Consider the following 25,295-nt stretch of genomic DNA (forward strand, 5'->3'; position numbering starts at 1 on the left):
AACATACTTTGTAGCGTGAGTATGCTTGTGGGAGGAATCGTAATGTGGATGGGAAGTCGGGATCAAACACCGATGCCACCCTACTCCGATAAATAGAGACGGCGAACCGATCACCGGCCCGCTTTCGCCATCCTTCTGAGACTCAGTATGGCTGCCTCGACTGGAAAACCGCAATAGATCTCTTTATCTGTCTGTTCACTCAAAGAGATAATGAGGGAAGTTACCATGGGCCGACGAGATTGTATACGTACAGCGGTGTGGGATACTATAGTCTCTCATTCATAGCACGGCTCTTGCAACCCCAACTCTGGATAGGCACACATGACAACTGCAACAGACAGAAATCGTGGGACTGCGCAGACACGAGTGAGAGCGGACGAAGCTCCGAGCGAGGCTGTGTTCCGTCTGATTATGGAGGTAAAGCAAGCTCCGGAATCGGAGATTCTGCCGCTCTTTCACGCAATCAACCCTATTGCTCTCGACAATCTGTTTCAGTACGCAGACCCGGATACGATCCAACTTGAAGTTGATCTCGAATACGACGACCTTCTGATCAAGGTGTCTGATGAGCTCGTCACTGCCCGCCGCTGGTGATTCATGCATCCCCGAGGCAGAACTGCTACTGCGGATGAACCGGTGTGGCTCTATCGAACCTCGCAGATGCTGTTATCTCTTGGTTGGCGATGGCTTAGTGCAGTGGTTGTAGTCGGCAGAGTACCATCGACGTACTGAGACTCTGTCTCGGTCACACCACTACTGACAGAGGCTGAGTAGTTCGTTGCGGCGCTGCGAGATACAGAGCGCGTATCTTGCATATCAGGTCGTAAAGAATGTTCTCCTCGGATGACCCACCATCCCTCTGCTGGGGAGCAGTTCCTTATTTTACTCCCGACAGTCGCATTTCAAAACGAGATCAGCGACCACCCTCTCAGTACTACGCGTTGAGGTCGGGGGGGTCGAGACCCTGTTGAAACCCTCAATCGGTGATGGGTGTCGGAACCCGTGCTGCATAGATGGCACGATTCTGGCTATTGCTGGCATGAACCTCATAGCAATCTAGGGCTACCGAAAATTAATCAATTGGCCCGGTACTAGGTAGATATGGCTTTTCAAGCTGATTTCCGGTCAGGGGTGAAGGATGTCGTCCCGTTGCTCCTTCCGCTTTTCGCTATCGGTGGGGCAACTGGTATCGCTGCCACCAACGCGGGACTGTCCTCGTTCCAGACGCTCGGTATGGGTGTTCTATTCTTTTCACCCATTTCGACAGTGACTACGATTGAACTTCTGGAATCGGGAGCTCCCGCTATCGTTATCGTGGTTACTTCCATTTCGGTCGTACTGCATTTCGCTGTACTTAGTCTGTCTATTGCACCGTACTTCGCCCAGCTCTCGATAAAATGGAAATGGGTTCTTGCGTACTTCCTCAACACACCGCATTATGCGCTTTCGGTAAAGCGATATTCGGCTGATTCGGAGACGAACATTCGAGAATACTACCTGGGCGTCGCCGTTTCGGGTTGGCTCGTCTGGCAGGCGTCTATCATTGTGGGGATGCTATTTGGCGTGGGACTACCGGAGAACCTCTCTGTTGATTTCGTCATTCCGCTGGTGTTCATCGCGCTCTTGGTGAGCATGGTGAAGAACCGCCCCACTGCAGCGGCTGCGGTGTCTGCTGGAATCCTATCCTTGCTGGCAAGTACACTTCCGTTCAGCGGCGGTCTAATCCTCGCTGCGATCATTGGGATTATCGCGGGAATGATGGTCAAAACTACCGAGGTGACGGCTCAATGACAGCAGCATTGGATTCATTGTCGGTGTGGGGATTGATATTCGTAATAGGTGCAGGTATTTTTGCTGTTCGTTTGTCGTTCATTCACGTCTACACGGAGCGGAGCGAGATACCGCCGAGCATCGAAAAGGCATTGAAATTCGTGCCGATTGCGATAATCGCAGCTATCGTCTTTCCCGATGTAATCGTCATCGACGGTCCGTTACGGGGCGTAGGGCCCATCTTCGACGTATTAGTTAGTTCTCGAACAATTGCTGCGGTGATTGGTGTCCTTGTAGCATACCGAACTAGAAACATGTTGGCGACAGTTGTACTCGGAATGATCACGCTATGGACGTTTCAAATCTTTATTGGATAATTTTGGAGGACGGATGTCCATGATTGTCGAGTCGAAGCGGACAACATACCTCACTGTTCAGACATCGAGACATAGTTTATTCTCATCGATTGATTTGTTTGCTCCCCTTACTGAAACAAGACGCTTGCTGCATACACGCTCTGTATTCGGCACGCGACTTTTGACAGCGTTCGGTGAGGTTCCTGTGGCCGTGCTGAATACAGAACGCGAATCGGTCGCTGGCACAACACCCAAGCTAGAGAATTGAACCGCTCAGAACAGGGGAGAAGCTCAGCAGTCTGAATAGTATTCACTACGTCCCATGCTTTTTTGCGCTCTGCCATTTATGTCATTGTATGAATAGTAATCTGAGTACCGTATTCGGAATGGTCTTTGTGGTCCTCTACTTCTCTTTCCAGTATGCTCAAGGCGAAATACCGATAGAATTTGCAGTTCTCGGAGCCGGAGGTGCGACAATTACTGCACTCATCTGCCTCGGTTTTTATCTCAGACTGACGAGGGACGGCCAGATGAATAATCCGAGTTGAATTCAGTTCATACGCCGTCCAGTTCGCACCTCTCTACTGAACGGCTGTTTCGCAACCAACGGCGTGAAACGAATCTCAGTGCCGTGCTGAATACACCCTCTGTGTTTCCCGAGTCACCCCGAATCATCAAAATGTGTATAGTTTATGAGTGTTTAACTCGGGAGTTCTATTGAATGGTCCTCCTATCGGTCCTGTATGATGATGATGATCTGGGTCACGTAATATCTTATTCAGTTGAGGAAAACGAAAGATGAGTGAAGAGGTAATACCAATGGTCGACTCGATACGCGATTTCTTTGACTACATTGAAAATCCTGTTCGGAACTTGGTTGTCTTGGACACGTCGTCGCCCAAGCCGGTCCGTAACATGCTCAACTCGTTAGTTGAAGGCCAGCCTACCTCACTCAATTTCGATCCTGAGGATATTGGCCCCATTAGCGGAGACGCCGACACGAGTATCGTCGTCTTAGTCGAAAACGGCACCGTACTTGCTCAGTCAAGCGTTGACGAACTGCTTGAATCAGTTCTGTTGATCAATTCAGACCTGTTCAAAACAGGTGCAATAGATCTTGGTGATGTTGTCCTTCCAGACGTACTCAAAGGGCTCGATGAGGTTCCGTTTCGAGTCAGGGGATATCCAGACGCAAACAAACAAAATCTGCTGTTTATCATTATTTCACGGGTGATTGAACGAATTGCTTCCGAAACAGGTCGTGGGACGCTTCGCTCCTCATTCCAACAGCTTTCCCGAATCCACGATGAGAAGGGAACCTACGAGGTGTACGATGCCCTCTGTAAGCAGGGAGTTGACGTCCACATCTATGGTGTCGGTGATCTCGATACGTCGAAGACACCGCCAGCCACCGTTCATACTGGAGACACATACGAATACAAGAACGCGTGGGTTGTTGTTTTCACACCGCCAGCAGGGAGTGATACGAGCGACTGTGCCGCTCTCGTTGCACTCGAAGACGAGCCAAACGTCTGGAATGGCTTTTGGACATTTCGCCCTGAGTTTGTCACTCGGATCGATTCCTATCTTGCAGAGAATATGTAGTAGAAATTCTCCACCAGCTTCGATCGTCTCGTTGGTCCGTGCTGAGTTGATGTGCAAAACTCTCCTGTATCTTGTCGACGAGCCGAACAGTGTCTGAGCTGAATACGAATCTTAGTGACCAGTTCGCACGTCCCCACTGAACGGCTGTTTCACGACCCAGGGTGTGAAACGAACCGCAGTGCCGTGCTGAATACACCCTCTGAATCGGTCACAACGCTTCTGACAGCGTTCAGTGAGGTTTCGACGAGTGTGCTGAATAGAGGGCGCGAATCGGTCACCAGCTTGGTTCAACATGGGCACTCAAGCCGCTCAGTACAGAGAATTGACTCAACATTCGGTACTGGTGATAGATTGGGTTGGTGCCTCGCAGACCTCCAGAGGGAGCAGCACGGAAGCGAGTCGGTCAGTTTTGGGCTCCAGAGTCTACATCACGTGCTGTTGCCTCCACCGAATCGTCTCCGAGAACGTCCTGTAGCCACTGGCCACGGATGAAGAAAATCGCCCCTGCTATGGCTGCGGTAACGTTGGATAGCGCGATAGCGTACCACGCACCGGTCGCACCGAGACTGAGAACGAGTACGAGCACGACTGCGGCGAATGCACGGACGCCCCACAGCGTCGTCACACCGATACCCATCGCCATACGGGTTGATCCGGACCCGTAGAACGCCCCGTTCATCATGTGGTACGAGGCCATGATGACCCACGTCGGCGCGACTATCTGGAGGAACGTCGCCCCGTGGTTGATTATTGAGGTCGCCTCTGGACCAGTGATAAACACACCGACGATTGGCCTCGCAAACAAGACCGTGATGGCGCCAGCAACAAGGAAGGCCGTTGCCAATATCGTAATGGCGACGTACACCGTGCGTCGAGCGCGGTCGCGCCGTCCGCGACCGAGGTTCTGTCCCACGATTGTCTCGACGGCCATCCCCATCGCCACAGTGGGTAGCCAGACGAGCGAGATGAATCGGTTACCGATGCCGTACGCAGCGACGGCGTCAGTTCCAACAGTTGCGATAAGCGCCGTCATGACAATAGCCGCGACGGATTCGGTACTCTGATCGATAGCTCCGGGACCGCCGAGTCGAATGATCTCTCCGACTGTCTCCAGTTTCAACATGAGATTCTCCAATCGGAGTTGCAGGCCGACACGCCCACCGAACAGTAGCCACAGACCGACGACGGCTGCGACGCCCCGAGAGAGGACCGTCGCCACCGCTGCTCCGGTGACCCCGTATCCGGTGAAGCCGGTGACGGCGAACAAGGACTCTTGGAGACCGCCGAGGCCGAACCATTCGAACAGCGGGTTGCTAGCGAATCCGAGGACGAAGAACGGATCGAGAAGGATGTTGAGGCCGACGCTGAGTGCCATCAGATACATCGGCGTCTTTGTATCACCCCAGCCGCGAAGCAGTGCCATAAAAACGAAGAAGACGGACGTAAGGGGCATGCCGAGGACGATGACTCGCGTATACCTGACGGCGAGTTCGTGAACTGTCGTGCCCGTTGGAGCGCCGATTGTTTGGAGTAATTGCGGTGCGAATACCGCCCCCAGAGCAGAGACACCGACCGAGAGTACGCCGACGAACGCCATCGTCTGACCGGCGATGTGGCCGAGTCGGTCGTCGTTTCCCGCCCCGGCGTGCTGCGAGATGAGGATCGTTCCCGCGTTGGTCATCCCCCCGAGGACGCTTATCAACAGAAAGATGAATGGCCAGGAAAACGAGAGCGCGCTCACTGGATCGGCACCCAGCCGACCGACCCAGAACGTATCGGTGAGGTTGTACGCTACCTGCAGGAGCTGTGACGCAGTGAGCGGGCCGGCTAGCACAAGCAGTGGCCAGACGATCGATCCCTGAGTGAATCGCTCGGAGTGTTCACCCGACGTATCTGTCATTCTTCACCCCTAAGTGGCCGGTAGTTCCACCGCGTGAATAATCGGGTTGTTTGACTGCGCGATTCCCGTCTTCGAACTGAATATGACGGTCTGGTGAACCAGCTGTGTTGCGATTTACTCATGTGGAAGTGTCGTGTACCTCGCCGGACTACGTGGTCGTCGAACGATTCGCTATCCGAGTGCGAACAACGCGGGACTTTGAGGAGAGCGCCGCCAAGGAAGCGTCAGCGACGAGGGTCGATCCGCGAAAGCAGCGGCTTCAAGCAGGATGACCGACCGTGGGCCCGCGTATATCGAGCCCGGCTACAGCACGGCGCACATGAGAACTACACCGATGGACGGTGGTATCGGCTAAATATGTTTGCCACCCGATTAGCGGGATCTCTCGGGACTATCGCTCCAAACAGGACCTGATACCGGGCTGGGTTCGATAAACCAGAGTCAGCCGAAAGGATCGCCGTTTCGTTGTGAACGTATCGGACGGATAAGTGAACAATACGCAGACCTACTGAGCGGTTAGTTCAGCGTCGGTAAGATGGAATAAACGAGCCCTCCGTGAGAGATACATCCTCTCTATTCACACGCATCGCTGCAGACAGGCCTACACGGTCTGGGGTATGAAGACGAAGATTCGAAGTTCCACTGGAAAGCTTATATCGGTTCGGCAGTGTAGGGTGGATATGTCAACACGAAATCAGTACTCCGATCTTCGATATCCGCTCGGAGTTGTCGGACTCATCATCGTCTCGTTCTTCCTGAGAGCAGGCATTAGAAGGATCATTGATGGGATAGTTGCTGACTCGGTCTCATGGGTCCCACTCTTCGGTACGGTTGGGCAGACCGTGCTGATCTACAGCTGGGCTGTATCCCTATTCGCGTTCGTTCTCGTTCCCATAGTGGCTTTCTGGCTCGGGATGAGGTATGGACAGAGATCAGGATGAGTATGGCCCACTCATCGGGCTGTATCGGTAACAGGTAGCCGAAGTCGCTGATAGCCGTTTACTGATATACCCTCTCTATTCAGCACGTCGCTCCTGACAGCGCTCGGTGAGGTTTTTCCGAGCGTGCTGCATAGAGGGCACGAGTCGGTCACATAATGACTCTGGAGTTACACTGGATTAGCAACAGGGCCAAAATATGGGTTAGAGACAGCTCTCTTTTCTGGGTCGGTTTCTCTCCAAAAAGACGTTTGACACTCGAGCGTCGGCTTCTGTAGTGGCACATACTTAACGTCTCTCGCTTTGGAGGTTCATCGCGTTACACGAGTGAGCGTAAGGCTCAAACAAGTGAGTGTTCACTAAATGATTTAGTGACCGAAGCCGTCCCCACTGAGGCACAGGCAGAAATCACGGATGCAGTGCGCAAAGCGCTCGCCAAACACGGGTACGCGCGACTCACGACTGCGAAGATTGCCGCTGAAAGCTCGAAGACCGAGGCCGGACTCTATTACCACTACGATTCCAAGGACGCAATGGTCGTTGCGTTCCTCGAAAGTGCAACCGGATTTTTGAGACGGCAGCTCGAAGAAATCGAGGCGACTGACCCCGAAGCCCGACTCAGAGAAGCCTGTGATAGGCTGTTCGTGAAGTTCGACGACGAACCGCGGCGACGAACCAATATCGCTGTGATGGAACTACTTGCCCATGCCCCACACAACGAGACGCTCCAAGGACCCCTTCTCGAACTCGAATCCAGTAACCTCACCGTCGTCAAAGGAATCGTTGAAGACGGCATCGAACAAGGCGTCTTCCGAGAGATTGACGCTCGGGGAGTCGCGGCGTTTCTCCTTGCTGCTGCAAGTGGTTCGACCGGATTCTACCTCGCGCTGGAGATGGAAGACATCGGAGCTCCACTTCACGCACAGGCCGAGTCGTATATCGACTCGCTGTTAGTGTAGCCGAGGTGCTCTGTCGTGGATGAGCGATGCGAACGATTCGGCAGCCCAAGCGTACGAAGCTCTTGGTCCCTATCACACCGACGACTTATCTATCCCCAAGAGCGAGACTGAATAAATGAACGAAGATGAGACGTACTCGGAGCTATCTGTCGATGGCCGTGTGTTCAGGTCGGTCTCAAACGATGCCGGCGGGGACGTCGGGGGAGAGACGTACTTCTGGTTCGAACAGACGGACGACCTAATTCACGCGCGATATCACGGTGGGTCGGTCAGGCTCGGACATCTCGTTGGTCACCATCTTGGCGACACCCTCGATTTTCGCTACGCACACGCGACTACAGACGGTGAGACAGCGACGGGTCGTTCCGTCGACCGCATCGAACGTCTCGACGGTGATCGTCTCCGACTGCACGAAGAATGGGAGTGGGACTCCAAAGCGGGTTCAGGGTCGAGTGTCCTCGAAGAAGTCCTTGGAAAACAGATCCCACAGATTGAGCGCCCACTGTAAACTGGTCTCAAGCCAGCGTCGGTATGTCGACGAACAACTACCGCTGAACGAGCGCTGGATAGGGATTGAGGTTCTCAATATAGCCCATACACCGGGACATACGGTGGCTGTATCGAGAGCGATTAGGCTATTGAATCGCCGCGTCGGCGGTGCTTTGTCCCATTCTGCCGCTTAGTGAGTGTTCACTAAGTAAATTTATCACCCTCCTCATTTATCGTAAGGTGATGAGCAGTACGACGAAGCCTACAGATTTTGACCGTGGCTACGCACAGGTACTCGCCACCCGACTCAGAAGAATTCCCACTCTTGCGTGGGTTGCCGCAGCGGTCGGCGGGTTCATCGGGAGCGTCCCACTTGGCCTCATGATGCAGTACGGGAACCCTGAACCGTTGATTGCGCTCGCACTGCCGATGATGTACGGTTTCTCCGGACCTGACTTGCTCGCTGGATGGGCGATTCACCAGTTCCACGGGGTGGCACTCGCGGTGATGTACGTCGCGGCTGCCCAGTGGCAGCCAGTCACAGGTCACGCGAAGACGCTCCGTGGTGCTGTGGCCCTCGCAGTGGTCGTCGGCGTCGTCTCGACGGCGCTGTTCTCTGTGCTGCTGATGCCGCTCTGGCTCGGCGCTATCGGCTACCCGTTCACGCCGACGGTTCCCGACCTTGCGATGCCCGAGAAGCTCTGGAGTGTCTTTGGTCACGTCATCTACGCGCTCCCGGCGACGCTTGGGTATGCGCTCGTCACGAGACGGTGAGGCCTCCATGATCGCCGAAGACGTCACCCTCGGACTCCACATTCTCGCCGGTTTCACGGCACTGTTCGCGGGTTCTGGCGCGTTCGCAACGAAGAGAGGTAGCCACCGACACCGACGCCTCGGTCGCGTCTACGTCGGGTCGATGGCGTTCGTTTCAGCCTCGGCACTCGTGTTGTTCGTATTTGATCCGACCGCATCCCGTCAGTTCCTTGCGCTCGTCGCGGTGTTCAGTTTCTACTTCGTCTTCTCCGGGTACCGCGTCCTCTCGCGCAAGCGACTGACCGATAGTCCTGCAGTTATCGACTGGACAGAGACGGTTCTGCTCATAGGGGCTGGTGTCGGCCTGAGCGTGTTTGGGGCAACGCAACTCCTGTCGGGCGCAGGGTTCGGAACGGTGATGCTGGTGTTCGGAGGCATCGCCCTCGGGTTCGGTGGTACCGACATCCAGCAGTTCCGTCAAGGGGTGTCCGATTCTCGGGCGTGGTTCTACGGGCATCTCTCGCGAATGGCGGGTGGCTACATCGCGACAGTGACTGCCTTCTCGTCGGTCAACTTCACATTCCTGCCGTCGGTGGTCAGCTGGCTGTGGCCGACCGTCATCGGGACGCCTCTCAGTTTTCTGCTCGTGCGCCGGTATCGGTCGCAGTTTTCCGACGGGACCGCCAGTTCCTAAGAGGAGCGTATTCGAGCGACGGATTCGTAGGCGGATGAGTAGTAGCGTGGAGTTGACGCCAGAGTTCAACTTTGGCTTTCAGTTGAAGGACTGCCGTTCTACCTGTTCGTGACTACGTTTGGCGTACTCGTGTGCAGACAGCCTCTATCTGTTGCACACGGATTTGACAAATTTTGAGTAGTTTTCGGTTGTGCTGAAGAGAGAGCGCGTATCGGTCACGGGTACAGTACCCAGTATGAGAGAATCGACCCGCTCAGAACAAGGCGCGGGCCTTGTTTAGACGCGGTCCAGTTCGTCCTCTACGGTTATTTGCCAACCAACGAAATCGGGAGAGCAACTCTTACGAATATATTCTGTTCACCCAACAGAGTCACCAACCGATGCGATCTGGAGCGTCTAAACAAGGCTCAAGGCGCGAATTCAGCACGGGAGGTCGCTATGCTAAGACGTGTTCGGGGCGGCAGTAGTAGCGACGGTGTTACTGTAGACATTATCCCACCCCGAATCCTCTAAGAATCCCCATTAGCGCCAACGTTTAGAGTAGGGTTCTTGATGTATGATGTCTTTCTTACTGCATGGATCCAATGTTCTTCGAGTCTCAGAACGAGTTCCGTAGCTGGCTAGAAGAGCACCACGACACGGCAGAGGAGCTGTGGGTCGGCTACTACAAGGCCGATGCCGAGCGAGTCGGTATGGGCTACGACGAGTCAGTTGAGGAAGCGCTCTGCTTCGGGTGGGTCGACGGCCTGGTCAAAGGCATCGACGATGAGACGTACACCCGTCGGTTCACGCCCAGGAGCCCCGATAGCAAGTGGTCGAAGGCGAACAAGGAGCGGGTCGGCGCGATGATTCAGGCGGGAAAGATGACCCCGGCCGGAATGGAACTCGTCGAAGTGGCGAAGGAAACGGGCGAGTGGGCGGCTGCCTATCGCCTCGGCGACGACCACAAAGTCCCGGCCAAACTTGAGGCAGCGCTGCGTGCGGACGAAACCGTCTGGAAGAACTTCCAGAACTTCTCGAATACGGACCAGTATGCTTTCATCGCGGCCGTCGAGGAGGCTAAGACGGACGAGACCAGGCAAAAGCGGATCGAGCGAACGGTCAAACTCGCGGCGCAGGACCTCCGAGCATACGATGAGAACAACAAGCGGCGGCTGTGATGTGGTCTTTCGGAGGTACCCGTTTCTTAAGAACTCTCTTTTCTCGTGTCCTATTTCCTCACCATTACGGACGAAGTCACGGCTTTGCTCACCGGGAATGGTCGTGTAGTACGCGTGCTGAGTCGGTCGCGTCCTCCTGGTAGACTCCGGGTATTTTGTCGAGCTACTGCTGCGTACAGAGGATGAAGTGAGCGAGAGGGTTCACTGTAGAGTTCCGCTCGATAAAAAATCAGAATAATGACGCAGCGTAGAGCATCAGTGACAGGTTGTTTGCCCACGAGGGTCTGCAGCTAGTATTTGATTAATGGCGACGTTATTACATGCATGGCCACTATCCTTACTGTGTTTGGAACTGGCGAGGGACAGACCGCGAAGATAGCCGACAGCATCACGGAGGAATTCAAAGCCCGCGACCACAAGGCAACAACGGTGAACGTCGCGGAGATTGATCCCGAACTCGATCTCGACGAGTTCGACGCTGTCTTGATCGGCGCGTCGGTCCACTATGGGAGACAACAGAAGTCAGTTCGGAGGTGGGTCAAAACGAACCGCGACGTACTGGTGAGAAAGCCAAACGGATTCTTCCAAGTCTCCGGTGCGTCCGGGGCGAAGAATGACGAAGGGCTCGCGGAGGCGACGGGATATCTCGACAAGTTTATCGACGACACGAACTGGCAGCCCGACAGAATCGCCCTCTTCGGCGGCGCGCTACGCTTCTCAGAGTACGGCTTTCTCAAGCGAGCGCTGCTGAAATTCATCGTGAGAAACCAGGAATTCGAGATGGACGAGTCAGGAGACGCTGAGCTCACCGACTGGGAATCGGTCGTGTCGTTTGCCGATGAGTTCGCCGTGTTTGTTGAGGAGCGACTGGGCGAGGCGGTCAAAGCAGACTAAAAACCAACCGACAGTAGGCGACCGGTTGGCTTTCACGAACTGACACTGGGCGGCCACTACTTTGGCCGAGAACAACTGACTGGAGGAACAGAAGCGCGACAGCTCTCAGGCTGACGAACCCGGTATCGCTCAACGGATAAGCCATAGCGACAGTAGCTGACGTGCGCTCTGTATGCACGCAATACAGCAATCGACTCCGAGGTTCAAGGGTTTGGTCAACCTTGGCTTCTGTTGGTATCTAAATGGCTCTCCTTGCCGCTTTCATTTTCCGAACGAATCGGAGGTAATTATTATTAAGTATATCTCGAAATTCCACACGACGATGACTTTTCCAGTAGCCCGACCTGCTTCGAGATACTGAATTGCTTCTGTCACCTCGTCCAAATTATACCGTCGGTCGATAACGGGCTCGACATCACCGGATTCGAGGAGCCCCATCACGAATGCTAAATCGTCTCGGGCGGGGTTGAGCATGAGGGTACGGAACCGTTTTCCGCCCGTCACGGAGAGCACTGGGCCCGCAAGGAGTGCGGTCACGAATCGTCGCGTGGGTCCTCCAACGAAGACGTACCGTCCCGTCGGACGAAGGGCACGTGCGTACGCTCGCATCGAATGGGTTCCCGCCGCGTCCAGGATGAGGTCGTACTGCACCCCGCTTTCGGTGACATCCTCCTGCGTGTAATCGATGACGTGGTTTGCTCCGAGAGAGCGGACAGTCTCCATCTTCGCCGTGCTACACACCGCCGTGACCTCCGCGCCGAGGAACTTGGCGATCTGCACGGCGAAGGTTCCCACGCCTCCCGACGCACCGTTGACGAGGACGGTTTCACCCGATTGGAGCTTCCCGACATCCCGGAGCGCCTGTAGGGCGGCAACACCTGCAGTTGGGGCCGCCGCTGCCGCTTCGAACGAGACCGCGGCCGGCTTGCGCACGACAGCGCTGGCCGGGACACTGACGTACTCTGCGAACCCGCCAAACCCGCTTTTGGAGAGGTCAGCGACGACTTCGTCACCCGACTGGAAGTCAGCGACGTTCTTGCCGACTGCTTCGACCCGTCCCGCGACGTCAACGCCCAGAATTGGGAACTTCGGTTTGCGGTAGCCGCCGTACACAATGCGGACGAGGAACGGCGTTCCGCGCAGCAGGTGCCAGTCACCAGCGTTGACGGATCGAGCTATCACTCGAACCAGGACATCGTCGTCGCCCGGCGTGGGCAGTTCCACCTCGTCCACTCGGAGTACCTCAGGCCCTCCGTATTCCGAGTAGACGACCGCCGTCATCGTGGTCGGTTTGTGACCGGTCGTCGAGTGGGGCGATTCGGGCCGCTGTTTCGCGGTCGTCATTGGACCGCCTCCCGGGTTGCCGGGGGCTCCGTCCTGACGCCCTTGACCACGAGATACAGGGCGAGCGCGATTTCACCGACGACGGCAGTCACGATGACAATCGTGGCGGCGACCGGTTCGTAGGCGGGGATGAGGAAGAACGTGAAGCTCTCGGTCAGGTAGCCAATTGCTGCGAGTGCTACTAGCCCACCGAGAATCGCTGGGAACAGGCTAGATCTGTAGAGCAGGTATCCCAAGACGATGAGGTGTAGTCCGAAGAATATCCCACCGATCAGGTAGCCGTAGCTGTGCGCGGTGAGGAAGAGCAAGACGAGCGCGTCAATTTGTTCTGGACTAAAGACGGTCAAGTACTCCTCCCCGCGCAGCAGCTGGAGTGCCATGTACTGGTTGAGCATGTTGATGCTCGCTATCGCGGGGTGGGCAATCAGACGTAAGGATGCGGCCATTAACGCGAGCGTTCGGCTCACCGGTCTGAGGAGAACGTAGAGCAGGACAGCCACAACAGCGTCAGCTGAAAAGGCGATCAAGTCGCTGGCGATACCAAGCCGGAACAGTTGCTCAGCAGCGACGATGTTTGCGGCAGTCGCTGTCGCATCACCGGGGACGATGAGCGAGGCGCGAACGAACCCCTCACTGAAGCCAGCAGTGACAAAGATTAGCAGATAGAGAAGCCCGGTTATTCGGGCTATCGTCTTGGTTGAGATCGGTCGTTTGTTCGGCGTCTGCTCGACACCGACGGGCTCTGCGGTTGTAGTTGCCATTAGGTGTATCTCTTGGAATCCTACCTAAGCGACACCAGATACTGGGTTGGCGATATGACGAGAATCGCAGTCCAATCAACTGTGTATGTCCACTAAGGATCGCTGTAAATGTAGGATGTGAGACGATATAATCGTTTGCGTCAACTGGCAGTTGTGTTAGATATGCATAACCGTCAGTTAGAGATTTGTTGCTACCATCGTCGGCTCCTGATACATTGTTAATACGCTAATGGGCGACTCGTCCAAATCAAACGGACTGAGATGAGTACGTATGGGACAAGATGTGCGGAATGGTTAGGATTGCCGGAGTGCTACTAGACCGGATGGAATCCCGGGCAGATACGCAACAGTCGATGGCACCAGATGGATCTAGGAGCGACGATCTACCTGGGTATCCGAATACCATTGAGGACGTGTCGACGGGCGCGTCTATCACGTTCCTTGAAGACAGTGTTGACGAACAGGGCGCGTACTTGCTGATGGAAGGTGTTCTTCCACCGGGAATCGACAGTGGGCCCGCTCGTCTTCACCCGCGAGCGGAGGCTCACTCGGAGGTCGTAGCGGGTCAAGCCGACGTGACGGTACGGTGAAAGCTACACGCTGCTTCCTGGCGAGTCGCTGACTATCGAGATTGGCGAGGCCCATAGTATCCGGAACAGCGGCACCGACACGCTTGTGGTTCGGACGACGCTACGTCCGCCAGGCGAATTCGAAGGTGCGATTCGGGCGCTCGATGAAGCTAGTGCAGGCGGGGAGCCGGACTTACTTGCGGTGGTGGCGGTGCTCTCCCACTACCGAGCGGACGTGCGTCTCGCGGCGATCCCATGGTGGCTGCAGCGCCCCCTCTTGGGCGTGTTCGCCAGGATTTCGACAGTGCTCGGTCGGAATCCGATCAGGTAGTCCACAGCCCAGACACACCTGGTCGGCTGTGGACAATCTTGTTTCTCGACTGCCGGGAAAGATGGCGAGCTCATCTGGATCGTCTGGACAGGGACGAGGACAGTATGATTGACGAATGCCGGCACCAGCGGCACGGTTATCTTCCCAGACAGCTATTGTAATATCAGTGATACAAAGTGGCATCGTCTACTAACCAAGCAGTCGAGAGTATTGAGCGGCCGGCCGGTGTGAGTCGGTGGAACTACCTGCGGGTCGGTGGTCTGGCAGCGCTAACCGAGGCGGCGATCTACGTGGCCGGCATCGTGTACTTCCTCGTCGTCCTTGACTTTGCGAACGTTACCGCGCCGCTCCAGCAGGTCGAACTGTTCGTGGCGAACCAGACGAGTCTGTACGCGATGTACCTACTCATCTACGTGGTCTTCGGCGTCGTTCTGGTAGCGCTCGTCTTGTCACTCCACGCGCGCCTCAAGACCGACGCACCGATGCTGATGGGGGCGACGACCGCGTTCGGGCTGATTTGGGCCGGGCTCGTCATCGCTAGTGGGATGGTCGCCAACATCGGAACGGGCGTCGTCGTGGATCTCTACGGCACTGACCCCGCCCGAGCGACGACGGTCTGGCTGGCGGTCAGTCCGGTTATCGACGGGCTAGGCGGCGGCAACGAAATCGTCGGCGGCATCTGGACGCTTCTCGTGAGCGTGGCCGCGCTACGGACGCGGGCACTACACCGGGTGCTGAACTACTTCGGTCTCGTGGTCGGCACGGTAGGCATCCTCTCGGCCATTCCGGCACTCGGTGAGGTCGGCGGTGGCATCTTCGGTCTCACGCAGATCGTCTGGTTCGTCGGCCTCGGCATCCTCCTGTTACGCGCGGGTCGCCGTGAAGCGTCTACGTTCCTTCGTGAGGAGTGACTCGGCCGACGGCGGTGTAAGACGAACACGGGCGGGTTGCTGAATACACCCTCTCTAGTTCCCACGTCAGTGCTATCAGTTATTGAGGGTTTCAACAACCCTCCCGCTCCAATCTGACCACTCATACCGCTCTCGTTGAGGTTTGTCGGCATCCGAAGGCGCGAGGCGCGCCTACGAGCGTGCCGGAACATGACTTCACATGACTGATCCAGACGCATTCGAGGATATGGCAGCCGATCACGAACAACTCGAAACCGACCTCCTCGCACAGGACCGGGATGCGGCCCGAGTGTCGACGGCGGACGTCGATGAGACGACGGCGCAACAGATCGACAGTGACCTTGTCGACGACGGTGTTGTGACGGCAGTCGCCGAGCAGCGGGTCTCATTCACGAACCGAGTAACGAGGTATTTGATTTGATTCGACAGCTCGCCGTTTTCCATCGTGGGTGGACAGCTGGCTAGGATGCCGCCGAGGAAACGCCGTAATGCAGCAGACGCTTTCGGGATGTGCATTCTGCGATACGCTTCCCAAGTCGGAGCGGGCGCCGCCTTCACCTGGGGGAAAGATGAACGGGTTTCACATCCGATCTGCGTTGACTGCGCCGTCCAAGACCGGGCCGATCCCGACGACCGAGATCACCCCGCCTGTGATCGCAGTGGCCTTGTCGTCGATACGCTCGCGGTGTCGCCGGCACGAAGCGCCGGCTTCCAGCGGGACCTCCGGTCCCGCCCGGCTCACGCGATTTCGCATGGAACTTGGACATCTCGAGGGCCCGCTACACCTCTGTCCGCTGTCGTCCTGGTGGGCTCGCAACGTACTGGACGGCGACCCCGACAAGCATCTTGTTTGGGAAGCCACACCGTAGTAGTCGGCGACCAGCCCCTTCCAACAGGTCAGCTACATGCGTGTGCAAGCGATATGTATCACCGAAACCGTTATCGGGCTATGTGCAAAATTTACACATAGAATGAGCGCGAGAGATGAACCCCGACGAGTCCATTTCCAGTCGCCGGAGTACCTCGTCGAGCGTCTCGACGCGATTGCGGACCTCTTCGACAAAGACCGGACGGACGTCCTCGTCGAGGCCATCCGCGAATACATCGACGAGACGGCCGACAGCGAGACGTTCCAAGAATTGGTGGCGACGAAGTACTACGACGATCAACTCGAGTTCGAGACGGTCAAGCAGCTGGTTGGCGCCGAGACCGCCCAGCGGCTTCGGCTTCTCAAAGCGGATCTCGAGGCCGAACCGTTCGATCTCGCAGCGCCGACTGACGTTGACATTTACGGCGACGGTGCGACGACGGTCGAGACTGTGGACGACGACGAGCGATGAGTAGGCCGCGACTGCGGACAGTCATCGCCGACACGAGTGCGCTTGTCAGTCTCGCCGTACCTCGTGCGGACGCGACCGTCCACACCGACGTTCCCGACCCGCTGCAGTACCTGTTCACATCGTGTGACGTATTCGTGCCGCCAGAAGTGGTCGCGGAGCTCCGCGACATCACGCAGTATCAGGATATTCACGCCGCAGCTGCGAACAATGTCCTCGCAGCCCACAACCACTACACGGTTGAGGATCCCTACGAGCGCGACGAGACGCCAGACTCGCGGCCGACGTTCGGCCTTGACGACGGCGAAACTGACGGCATTGTGCTCGCGAACGCGCTCGATGTCGACGGGTTTCTCACCGACGAGTTCGGCGGGACGAACTTCCCGCTGATTCACGCCGTACTGCAGGGGCCGCGGATCGTCCCGACGCCTCGGCTCATCGTGGATTACGCTCGGAATGGACACATGAGCCACGAGGAGGCCCGAACGCTCATCACGACGATTAGCCCGCATCGCAGCTGGGAGAACAGTCCCTACGTCACGCAGTTGCTCCAGCGCCTCGACGAGTAGCTATCCAGTGGACCACGCCTACACCCTCCGCATGAAGCTCGTTCATCAATTCTGACCCCCGCGAGTTAACCAACAAAGAGTCGTAGTCCTTCGCAGCGTTGGTTAACGGCGTGGCAGCGAGTAGTTTGTCCGCGCCTGAGGGGCCGAGGCGCGTCAATACGCGCTGACGTGATTCCTATGCCAGGTTCAGACGAACTCGACGATGCATCAGCCGACCACGAACTGTTTGAAGCGGAACTCGTCGCACAGGATCAAGATGCTGCTCGCGTCACAGTAGCGGATATCGACGACGGGAGAGCCCATTCCCTCGTCAATGACCTCGTCGACGACGACGTCGTCACTCCCATCCCCGACGAACGGGTTCTCGTCCACGAGCCAAGCGACGAGGCATTTGACTTGATTCTCCAACTGGCGGTCTTCCATCGAGGCTGGACCGCCGCTCGCGACACCGACGAGGGAGGAAAGTGATGCAACAGACGCTCGCTGGCTGTGCCTTCTGCGATTCGATTCCCGGTACAGGTGTGGGGGAGGCACATACATGAGGAAAAGACGAACGAGTCACACACCCGATCTGCGTCGACTGCGCGATCCAGTCGAATCCCGATCCCGACGATCGTGACCACCACGCCTGCGATAGTTGTGGTCTCGTCGTCGATGCGCTTGCAGCGTCGCCGGCGTGAAACGCCGGCTTCCAGCGGGACCGAAGGTCCCGCCCGGCTCACACGGTTCCGTGTCGAACTCGGCCACCTAGAAGGTCCACTACAGTTGTGTGCGCGATGTTGTCCCGGTGGTCCCGCAACGTACTGGACTCGCGACCTAGACGACCATCTCGTTAGTGAGTCTTGATACAGAGTCGTAGTCGGCCGTACGTGTCAGCGATGATTCTTGAGACCCTTATCCATCAGCACAGCCTACTCGCCCTACCGATGACCGACACGGAACGCTATTCTCACGGGTACACCCCGATGGACTACGATGCGGACAGCGAGGCAGACGAGGTATACCAGCGGTGTCTGTCGTATCTTCTTGCACACGCGCCTATCGAGCCCGACGACATCGTGCTTGACATCGGTACGGGTACCGGTATCGTCGCTTTCGAACTTGCGTCGAAGTGTGACCACGTGATAGGGCGGGATATCTACGACGAGTGGCTCCGGTACGCCCGTGAGAAGGCTGAGCAGCGCGGTATAGAGAACGTCTCGTTCGGCCACGGGTCGTTCCGTGAACCGAACGTTGACGAACCGGTGGACGTCGTCGTCGCCAGCTATGCCCTCTACATGGCCTACGACGAAGGGGGCGAGGACGAATTACGCGCCGCCATCGGCGGTCTCGCGTCGCTGAATTCGCGGTGCGTAGTGATCGCCGACAAGATGCGCTTCGCGCCGGTGCAGTCCCCAAGCGAGTACGAGACGTTGCCACCGATGGGAACCGTCGCAAATCTCCTCGTGGATGCAGGCTTCACGATCACCGATATCGATATCATCACTGAGTCGGTCGGTGTCATCATCGCCACCCAGTAGCGCCACATCGGCAGCCTCTGTCGAAAACTCAGCCGTACGGCACTTCCGAAGTGAGATACTGATTTGCTCAGTACGACGGTGGGCTTACCACCTTCAACAGTCAAGCGGTGATAGATGAGTGAGGACAGTGAGTCAGGAGTAAGCGGGAAAGAGATGGGGGCAGGAATGGCGATCGGGATCGCAATCGGCGTTGCTATTGGTGCTGCTACGGATAATCTTGGACTGTGGATTGCACTCGGCGTTGCACTTGGTGCCGCAATTGGGGCTGGTTTAAGTAATCGAGAATAGGGGAGGTATGATCTCTAATTGATGAATTCGCGTCCTGTATGTATCACGCACTTCCAGTCATAATCAGAGGGTTTCAGCAGATTTTCACAGCCCTCACGTTCTACCCCCTCGCGGTCAGATCGTCGTTGAGCGACGTTCTACGCGCCCATCAGTTACCGCGACGGCGTCTTTCTCTTCCAGCCGCCTCACAATCTCCTGTACGTCCGCTGCGGGCCAGTCGAGTTCCTGTTGTAGGTCAGTCACCGATTTCGGTTCGTCGAGCGCGTGCAGCACTTCGAGCTCTTCGTAGACGCGTGCGGTGATCTCCGCCACAGGGCCGTGCAACGGTGTCGTCACGTTGTGTTGTTCGGTGAGATCGGTCAACGCTTCGTTGACGTACGTCACGAACAGCTCTTGGTCCAAGAGTTCGACCTGCGTCTCGAGTTCCGCTTCGACGACGTCGAACTCGAGGCCGGTCTGCATCAACGAGAACACATCCTCGATGTCGTCCACCCGACCGGCGACCGCTTTGAACAGGAAGATGTCTTCTGGACTCACGAGGTCGACCACGAGATTCCCAGGATCGAGATAGCGTTCGCTCCGCTCACGAATGCCTGGAGACAGAATCAGCTTGCCGATCACCTGCTGGTTGAAGATGTCGATACGACACCCGTCATCGTTCTCGAGGATGCGCTGGGCACCGAGTTCTTCGTACTCTTGGTCCGGCTCCCGGACGATATCGTATCCCAGCTCGAGGAGCACCGCCTTTAGCTGACTCAGATCGTCGCCGGAGGAGACGATGAGGTCGATGTCTTTGGTCGTCTCTTTGAGTCCGCGAAACGCCATCGACCCACCACCAATCAAGAAGACGGTGAGGGGGTTGTCCAGCTGCTGGCCGATGCGCTCGAGTTCCGACCGGATGTAGCGCTATCAAATCGCGCCCTCATAGCGTCACCTCGTACTCATCAGCCAGTTCCTGGAAGTCTTCCCACTCGGGAAGTCGGGGCGTCCGCTGGGCACCGCTGGTTTCGAGATACGTGTAGAGGTCGTCGACGACGTCGTCAACGCCGTACTTGGTGGCTTGGGTTCGGAGTTCGTTGCGGTCGATGTCGACGTGACTGAGCAAGAGCAGGCAGTATGACTGCGTTCGTGCGCCCGAATCGATCACGAGCATGTGGCAGCACAACATCTCCGGCGAGAGCTCGCTCATCGCCTCCGAATAGAGGTAGTGTCTGCGGTCACGTGCCAACAGCGGGAGGCCGTATCGCTGGAACTGGTCTGGACCTGTCGGAATGAAGTGTTCGTCGGCGATTTCAGCCGGCGTCTGGACAAGGAACTCGTCGAGGGACTCCCACAGAATCGTGTAGGTGTCGGTCTGTTCTTCAACAGTCTGGCGGTGGACGTGATGGGCCAGCTCACGAGCGAATACGCTCAGCTGTTCGAAGCCGTCATTCAGTGCGTACGCCCCGTCGTCGGTCTGGTAGACGATTCCGCGATGCTGAAGCGGGGCAAGCGCACGGTGGACGGTGCTTCGGTGGACGTCGGCGCGGCGTGCGAGTTCTGTCGCTGTCCGTGGGGTGTCGAGGTAGTAGCACACACGGAGGGCTGCCCCTGACAACAGCTCCGGCCAGTCGATGTGTGAATACTGCTGGGTGAGGTTCGTGAGTACCTCGAGTGCCTTCGCGTCCGACAGTCGAATCCGCTTTGTTTTCCCCTGTCGGCGTGTCTCTACGAGGCCAGTCGTTTCGAGGCGTTCGACGAGTTCTGAGGTGTAACTGAGACTCCGATCGAGATTCGTCGCGAGTTCAGAGACCATCTGCTCACCGTGGAGGACTGTAAGGGCGCGAACTTCACCTTCTGTGAGCATCCTGTTGCATACTAGCGAACCAATATATAAATCACTTCGGTATTTTGCAACGCAGAGCTGACTTTGTCGAAGACGTGGGCACAACAGATGAAAGCCCTCGGCCGCTCGGCATCGGCTTTTCTATGATGTGAATGAAGCATAATCAACGCAGAGCTGAAGAAGAATCTGCTTGATTAAATGCAGACCGACAGATAGTATTTTCATGTCCCGTCCCACCGTTCTTGCATATGTATTGGAACGAAGAGGAGGTCAAGGACTACATTCGCTATCCCAGCGAAGGCAGCGCAGAGGAGCTTGCTTCTGAGATTTATTTCATTGCCCAGAATGAACTTGGCCAAGATGAAGTGATGGCGGAGCTCGTCAACGAGCTTGAAGAGAACGGGTACGACTATGCACCTCTCAGGCCATACCGTTCACTCGAATACTACGAGATGAAGACCGGCGAAGTCCGCTCTACCAATAAGAAACAGTGCGTCAGGTACAATGAGATAATGCTGCACTGTATCAATATCCTGACTGAGTACCCATTTGCACTAGTTACCCATCCCGACCCGGACTCCTGGAAAATCGTCACAGCTGCAGATTTGAATACAAGAACTGCGAAGGAGTTCCTGTTCACCTATTATGCAGAGACTGCGAAAGCAGTTGCTGATCTAATCAAAGCTGAGTACAGCGTTGAAGAACTCCAGGAAGTCTACGAAGATATCCGTCCAAGAGGAGGCGCAATAGGTCGATGGCGTAACGCTGTCGATGAGAACGTGAATCTTCATCCCGTTGAGTTCATGTCCATCGCAGACCTGAAAGAAGTTATTCGAGGTAACGAGGACCTCCTCAATCAATTGGGGTTCTCCTCAAAGACTCAGTGTAAGAAGGCGTTCGACACTGTTGAGAAGTATCGAAACAAGGTGATGCACGGCAACAGAAGCGTGATTTCTAGCGAAGGGGATGTAAACGCACTCGTTGAATCACTTGAGATAGCCTGTAATATAGCGGTTGAATCAGGTGGTGACGGCCCTGGATTAGATATTCCACCTTGATTCGCCACAGGTTGCTTCGTACTCTGAGTTCGCCAGAATGTCGGCTGTATCACTGAACGTCGGGCCCGGTTGAACAGGTTCTTTGTTACGGCCTACCATGCAGCGCCGCTGCCGCCCTCCATGTCGCACGCGACCGTCAATTTGAGTTAATGTTGTCGCCCAATATTCCATAGATCTCTCTGTGAAACAGCTGGTTAGGTAGGTGACTAGGCGCACGTAGTAAATCGAATCGGGAGTAAGTCAATTAACCGAATGGAAGCCAGACTAGCATCACCCAGACAACAAGCGTATACATGGCATCGATAGCCACTGATCTTGCGTTCGTAGTGAGTACCTGATCATATCGGAGTCCGCCAAAGGAGATGTACGCGACGTTGACTACGTGCTGTAGAAGCCTCATTACAACCACCACCCCGAGAACGGTGAGGACCGGTCCAAGAATCCATGAAAGAGTCCACGATAAAACGAAGTAAACCGGGAAGACCACCATACCCGAAATTCCGAGTGCAAAACCGATAGAAACTCGATCACTGATCGGTTTCTGGTCACGGTGAGTATCAACCCAAGTTTGAAGCTCATCGATGTACGGATTGTCCTCTTCTTCTGGGATTGAGTTTCGTAGAAGAAAGTAAGCCACAGAAACATAGACTGCCCGAAGAACTTGAATGAGAAGGAGTGAAACCGCGGTTTTCATCGAGTCCCAAATCGAGTCCTCAGAATTTATGAATTCGGTGACTGCATCAACGTCTCCCAAATCCATACCAATAGATTGGGTGATAGAAACCACCTTGACGTAGTACAGAACGCCCCAACTGAACCGGTACGTCTGAAATACCGATTCGTACCCGAGTATAAACAAAACGGTCCCGAGTAGCGTAATCAATAAACTCAGGCCAACTGTCTCAATACTGGGAACAAACGCTGAAAATTCGATACTAGCAAACTGGACAATCTGTACCAGACAAATTATGGCACTAATTTGGAGAGGCCGAACCGTAAGCCTGGAAACCCGTTCTGGGTCGGCAAATCGATCTGTGAACGCAAGAAATCTGAAGACAGACGAGAAGACCAGCACCACCATCGCTACTGAAAGCAGGGTCTGTCTGTAGCCTGATGATGGAATCTGCCCAACAGCCAGTGCAAGTGCAGGTCCAATCGCAAGTTCTGCACCAAACTGTTCAGAGATTGAGCGCTGGAACACGATGTCTGAAACAGAATCGCCATCGACGCTCCCCATAGAGATGATAGGTACATTATCACATATTCTGAAGTATCTTGCTCCCCAAGCCGCTAGTTGAGAGTCGTTTTTCGCTAGCCAGTAGAATTGACTCGATGTACCACCGACAGGTGTAGATGTCCTGATCGGGGAATAACCCGAGGTTGTCGGTGAGTAGCAATTCTCGTCTCACAAGCATAGATTCTGTTTGAAAGCCCTCGGCCGCTCGGCATCCTGCGACCACGCGAGACGCAGTCCCGCTTGCTCCCGTTCGCTTCGCTCACGGGAACCCCGCTGCGCTCCTCGTGCCTGCGGTGCTTGCGGGGCCGGGGGACGACCGAGACGGCCTCGCCCTTTCTGAGTCCACCAGGATGTCGGCTGGGTAACTGAGCGTCGAGAGTGGTTGAACGGTGTTCTCTACGGCCCGCCCCGCTCGCCGCTGCCGCCCTCCGCGTCGCTCGCGACCGACCATTCCGGGCATGCGGGCGCTCTCCGCACCGCCCGCGCCCGTTCCGGGCTAAAATGAATCTGGTCTCAACGCCAGCGGGTAACCGCGGGGGGTTGCGCGACGTGGCTGCTCACCACCTACTGATTGATCTTTAGCTGAGGATACAGCAGAGAATGAGATCGGAGCCAGTTTAGAGGCTATTCGATTCGACGAGAGTCCCAGTCGCAGTCGGAATTACTCGCCCACCGACCTCTACCTGAATCGAATCTGCAGTTGTCTGCCCACGTAGATACAGTAGTGAGGGTCGGTTCACTTCATATCCTTGTTCGACACGTACGTCGATCTCAGACGTGTCGAAGTACTGGTGTTCAGTAAGGTATGCAGCGAGACACCCATTCGAAGCACCAGTGGCAGGATCCTCAGGGATACCGAAAAACTCTGCAAACACTCGGACGTTGAGCTCGTTTTCTGGTTCGTACGTCTCCGGAGCGAACACGAGGAGATTCCGTAATCCGTGCTGATCAACCAATTCCGAATACACTTCATCATTAGTCTCGGCCTCCTTCACCGCACTCAGCGATTCAACTGGCACAATTAGTGTCGGAACGCCAGTTGAGATAATCTGGGCTGGGAACTGGTCATCCAGAACGTCAGCTGGTAGGGAAACCGCGTCCGCCGCCCTCGTAGGCTCAATTTTTTCATCGAACGTTGGTTCCGGGTGCTCCATTAGTAAGATTTCTTCACCAGTAGCTGTTTTTTCGACTGAAACGGGGATTGCGCCGACTTGTTCGTGTAACACTAGTTCATCATCGGAAAGTCCGAGCCGCTCTCGGAGAACGTACGCCGTACCGAGCGTGGGGTGGCCGGCGAACGGTAGTTCTGTCGTGGGCGAGAAGATGCGGACCTCGAATCCGTCCGCATGACTTCCATCTGGGTCGATGAATGTTGTCTCTGAGTAGTCGAATTCGTTCGCGATCCGCTGCATTTCCTCGCCGCTCATTTCACCTTCTGGTTGTACAACCGCAAGTTGATTCCCCGTATATTGGCTTTGTGCAAAGACATCAACGATATCATAACGGATGTCACCCATACTGCTCACGTATTTACTTACAGAGATTGGATGATAAGTAGTCTCGTCAGGGCGAGTCTCACCGGTCTCTCTTACTCGGAGTGCGCTTTCTACTCTCCTAATTACGGGCTGTAGAAACCTGATAAATCAAGCGTAGTATGTTTCTATGACATTTGGTTCAACTGTTTAGTCCGGTAGTGTTTTGAGCGCCTGCAAAGGGTGCAGGCGCGCTCGGTCGTGCCTGCACAGCACAGGTGATTCGAGATGCGAGACCACCACCAGCGACAGGTGTACCGTCAGCAGGAGGCGCGGTAACCGATGGCGGTCGAACTGAACGAGATCCAAGTGGCCGAAGTCGAACTGGAGGAGTGGCTAGTCGAACAGGCTGAGAACGGTGTTCCGGAAATCGTCCTGATCGGGCTCCTTCGGGACTACGCGGACGACATCGAACACCTCGGCTACGTGCCCCGAATGTGGGGTGAGTCAAAGCAATGAGGCGGACCAACACCTTCGAGGTCGTCCCCCAGTCGG

At 55.8% G+C, this 25,295-nt stretch carries 27 protein-coding genes and 3 pseudogenes; 23 read left to right on the forward strand and 7 right to left on the reverse strand.

From position 1 onward, the window contains the following. The first annotated feature begins 321 nt into the window (after nt 1-321). From NDI79_RS20645 to NDI79_RS20665, 5 genes are all read left to right on the forward strand, one after another. On the forward strand, nt 322-594 hold the full coding sequence (locus NDI79_RS20645; protein ID WP_310930584.1) for a HalOD1 output domain-containing protein: 273 nt from the start codon (nt 322-324) through the stop codon (nt 592-594). A 507-nt stretch (nt 595-1,101) separates the two neighbouring features. Further along, a complete protein-coding gene (locus tag NDI79_RS20650; protein ID WP_310930585.1) occupies nt 1,102-1,791 on the forward strand; it encodes an AzlC family ABC transporter permease in 690 nt (229 codons plus the stop codon). Continuing rightward, complete coding sequence (locus NDI79_RS20655; protein ID WP_310930586.1) at nt 1,788-2,147, forward strand: AzlD domain-containing protein; 360 nt, start codon at nt 1,788-1,790, stop codon at nt 2,145-2,147. The genes NDI79_RS20650 and NDI79_RS20655 overlap by 4 nt, the downstream gene beginning before the upstream one ends. A 335-nt stretch (nt 2,148-2,482) precedes the next feature. Then, nucleotides 2,483-2,674, forward strand: coding sequence for a hypothetical protein (locus NDI79_RS20660; RefSeq protein WP_310930587.1), 192 nt, complete (start codon nt 2,483-2,485; stop codon nt 2,672-2,674). A 271-nt stretch (nt 2,675-2,945) separates the two neighbouring features. After that, complete coding sequence (locus tag NDI79_RS20665; RefSeq protein ID WP_310930706.1) at nt 2,946-3,731, forward strand: histidine kinase; 786 nt, start codon at nt 2,946-2,948, stop codon at nt 3,729-3,731. Nucleotides 3,732-4,134: 403 nt separating this feature from the next. Here the strand turns inward: NDI79_RS20665 and NDI79_RS20670 are convergent, their stop codons facing one another. After that, nucleotides 4,135-5,631: an MATE family efflux transporter gene (locus tag NDI79_RS20670; protein ID WP_310930588.1), complete on the reverse strand. Its 1,497-nt coding sequence runs from the start codon at nt 5,629-5,631 to the stop codon at nt 4,135-4,137. A 680-nt stretch (nt 5,632-6,311) separates the two neighbouring features. Here NDI79_RS20670 and NDI79_RS20675 point away from each other — a divergent pair. The 7 genes from NDI79_RS20675 to NDI79_RS20705 all read left to right on the forward strand — a co-directional run bounded on the left by NDI79_RS20675 (nt 6,312) and on the right by NDI79_RS20705 (nt 11,518). Further along, nucleotides 6,312-6,572, forward strand: coding sequence for a hypothetical protein (locus NDI79_RS20675; RefSeq protein WP_310930589.1), 261 nt, complete (start codon nt 6,312-6,314; stop codon nt 6,570-6,572). Nucleotides 6,573-6,940: 368 nt separating this feature from the next. After that, entirely contained in the window at nt 6,941-7,528 is a 588-nt protein-coding gene (locus NDI79_RS20680) for a TetR/AcrR family transcriptional regulator (protein WP_310930590.1), read from the forward strand. Nucleotides 7,529-7,643: 115 nt separating this feature from the next. Next, nucleotides 7,644-8,036: an avidin-fold protein gene (locus NDI79_RS20685; protein ID WP_310930591.1), complete on the forward strand. Its 393-nt coding sequence runs from the start codon at nt 7,644-7,646 to the stop codon at nt 8,034-8,036. A gap of 224 nt (nt 8,037-8,260) precedes the next feature. After that, nucleotides 8,261-8,791: a hypothetical protein gene (locus NDI79_RS20690; protein WP_310930592.1), complete on the forward strand. Its 531-nt coding sequence runs from the start codon at nt 8,261-8,263 to the stop codon at nt 8,789-8,791. Nucleotides 8,792-8,798: 7 nt separating this feature from the next. Next, entirely contained in the window at nt 8,799-9,464 is a 666-nt protein-coding gene (locus NDI79_RS20695) for a DUF2306 domain-containing protein (RefSeq protein ID WP_310930593.1), read from the forward strand. Nucleotides 9,465-10,039: 575 nt separating this feature from the next. After that, nucleotides 10,040-10,624: a YdeI/OmpD-associated family protein gene (locus tag NDI79_RS20700; protein WP_310930594.1), complete on the forward strand. Its 585-nt coding sequence runs from the start codon at nt 10,040-10,042 to the stop codon at nt 10,622-10,624. A gap of 324 nt (nt 10,625-10,948) precedes the next feature. Then, complete coding sequence (locus NDI79_RS20705) at nt 10,949-11,518, forward strand: flavodoxin domain-containing protein (RefSeq protein WP_310930595.1); 570 nt, start codon at nt 10,949-10,951, stop codon at nt 11,516-11,518. 261 nt (nt 11,519-11,779) lie between these two features. Here NDI79_RS20705 and NDI79_RS20710 read toward each other — a convergent pair whose 3' ends face one another. Next, nucleotides 11,780-12,862: an NAD(P)-dependent alcohol dehydrogenase gene (locus NDI79_RS20710; protein ID WP_310930596.1), complete on the reverse strand. Its 1,083-nt coding sequence runs from the start codon at nt 12,860-12,862 to the stop codon at nt 11,780-11,782. Further along, complete coding sequence (locus tag NDI79_RS20715; protein ID WP_310930597.1) at nt 12,859-13,623, reverse strand: DUF4386 domain-containing protein; 765 nt, start codon at nt 13,621-13,623, stop codon at nt 12,859-12,861. Before NDI79_RS20715 ends, NDI79_RS20710 begins: the two co-directional genes overlap by 4 nt. 1,127 nt (nt 13,624-14,750) lie before the next feature. Between NDI79_RS20715 and NDI79_RS20720 the strand changes: the two genes are divergently transcribed. The 9 genes and pseudogenes from NDI79_RS20720 to NDI79_RS20760 all read left to right on the forward strand — a co-directional run bounded on the left by NDI79_RS20720 (nt 14,751) and on the right by NDI79_RS20760 (nt 19,148). Next, nucleotides 14,751-15,434, forward strand: coding sequence for a hypothetical protein (locus NDI79_RS20720; protein WP_310930598.1), 684 nt, complete (start codon nt 14,751-14,753; stop codon nt 15,432-15,434). Nucleotides 15,435-15,633: 199 nt separating this feature from the next. Beyond that, a pseudogene (locus NDI79_RS20725) lies at nt 15,634-15,899 on the forward strand (DUF8069 family protein). A gap of 23 nt (nt 15,900-15,922) precedes the next feature. Continuing rightward, a pseudogene (locus tag NDI79_RS20730) lies at nt 15,923-16,303 on the forward strand (DUF7558 family protein). A gap of 102 nt (nt 16,304-16,405) precedes the next feature. Next, a complete protein-coding gene (locus NDI79_RS20735; RefSeq protein WP_310930599.1) occupies nt 16,406-16,774 on the forward strand; it encodes a hypothetical protein in 369 nt (122 codons plus the stop codon). Further along, complete coding sequence (locus tag NDI79_RS20740) at nt 16,771-17,340, forward strand: hypothetical protein (protein ID WP_310930600.1); 570 nt, start codon at nt 16,771-16,773, stop codon at nt 17,338-17,340. The genes NDI79_RS20735 and NDI79_RS20740 overlap by 4 nt, the downstream gene beginning before the upstream one ends. Nucleotides 17,341-17,517: 177 nt before the next feature. Further along, entirely contained in the window at nt 17,518-17,808 is a 291-nt protein-coding gene (locus NDI79_RS20745) for a DUF8069 family protein (RefSeq protein ID WP_310930601.1), read from the forward strand. Next, a pseudogene (locus NDI79_RS20750) lies at nt 17,808-18,186 on the forward strand (DUF7558 family protein). Before NDI79_RS20745 ends, NDI79_RS20750 begins: the two are co-directional and overlap by 1 nt. Before the next feature lie 32 nt (nt 18,187-18,218). Further along, nucleotides 18,219-18,860 carry a class I SAM-dependent methyltransferase gene (locus tag NDI79_RS20755; RefSeq protein ID WP_425499641.1) on the forward strand — a complete coding sequence of 214 codons (642 nt, stop codon included), beginning with the start codon at nt 18,219-18,221 and terminating at the stop codon, nt 18,858-18,860. A gap of 114 nt (nt 18,861-18,974) precedes the next feature. Then, nucleotides 18,975-19,148, forward strand: a complete 174-nt coding sequence (locus tag NDI79_RS20760; RefSeq protein ID WP_201740252.1) for a glycine zipper domain-containing protein — start codon at nt 18,975-18,977, stop codon at nt 19,146-19,148. A 114-nt stretch (nt 19,149-19,262) separates the two neighbouring features. Here NDI79_RS20760 and NDI79_RS20765 read toward each other — a convergent pair whose 3' ends face one another. Together NDI79_RS20765 and NDI79_RS20770 are read right to left on the reverse strand one after the other, a co-directional pair. Next, nucleotides 19,263-20,027 carry a DUF6036 family nucleotidyltransferase gene (locus NDI79_RS20765; protein WP_425499646.1) on the reverse strand — a complete coding sequence of 255 codons (765 nt, stop codon included), beginning with the start codon at nt 20,025-20,027 and terminating at the stop codon, nt 19,263-19,265. Between the two features lie 43 nt (nt 20,028-20,070). Further along, nucleotides 20,071-20,994, reverse strand: coding sequence for a helix-turn-helix domain-containing protein (locus NDI79_RS20770; protein ID WP_310930604.1), 924 nt, complete (start codon nt 20,992-20,994; stop codon nt 20,071-20,073). A gap of 227 nt (nt 20,995-21,221) precedes the next feature. Between NDI79_RS20770 and NDI79_RS20775 the strand changes: the two genes are divergently transcribed. After that, nucleotides 21,222-22,031, forward strand: a complete 810-nt coding sequence (locus tag NDI79_RS20775; RefSeq protein WP_310930605.1) for a hypothetical protein — start codon at nt 21,222-21,224, stop codon at nt 22,029-22,031. 244 nt (nt 22,032-22,275) lie between these two features. Here the strand turns inward: NDI79_RS20775 and NDI79_RS20780 are convergent, their stop codons facing one another. Next, complete coding sequence (locus NDI79_RS20780) at nt 22,276-23,268, reverse strand: hypothetical protein (protein WP_310930606.1); 993 nt, start codon at nt 23,266-23,268, stop codon at nt 22,276-22,278. 617 nt (nt 23,269-23,885) lie between these two features. After that, complete coding sequence (locus NDI79_RS20785) at nt 23,886-24,785, reverse strand: PhzF family phenazine biosynthesis protein (protein ID WP_310930707.1); 900 nt, start codon at nt 24,783-24,785, stop codon at nt 23,886-23,888. Between the two features lie 297 nt (nt 24,786-25,082). Between NDI79_RS20785 and NDI79_RS20790 the strand changes: the two genes are divergently transcribed. Then, nucleotides 25,083-25,259, forward strand: a complete 177-nt coding sequence (locus NDI79_RS20790; protein WP_310930607.1) for a hypothetical protein — start codon at nt 25,083-25,085, stop codon at nt 25,257-25,259. The last annotated feature ends 36 nt before the right edge of the window (nt 25,260-25,295 follow it).

The sequence above is a fragment of the Halogeometricum sp. S3BR5-2 genome (assembly GCF_031624635.1).
Taxonomy (GTDB): domain Archaea; phylum Halobacteriota; class Halobacteria; order Halobacteriales; family Haloferacaceae; genus Halogeometricum; species Halogeometricum luteum.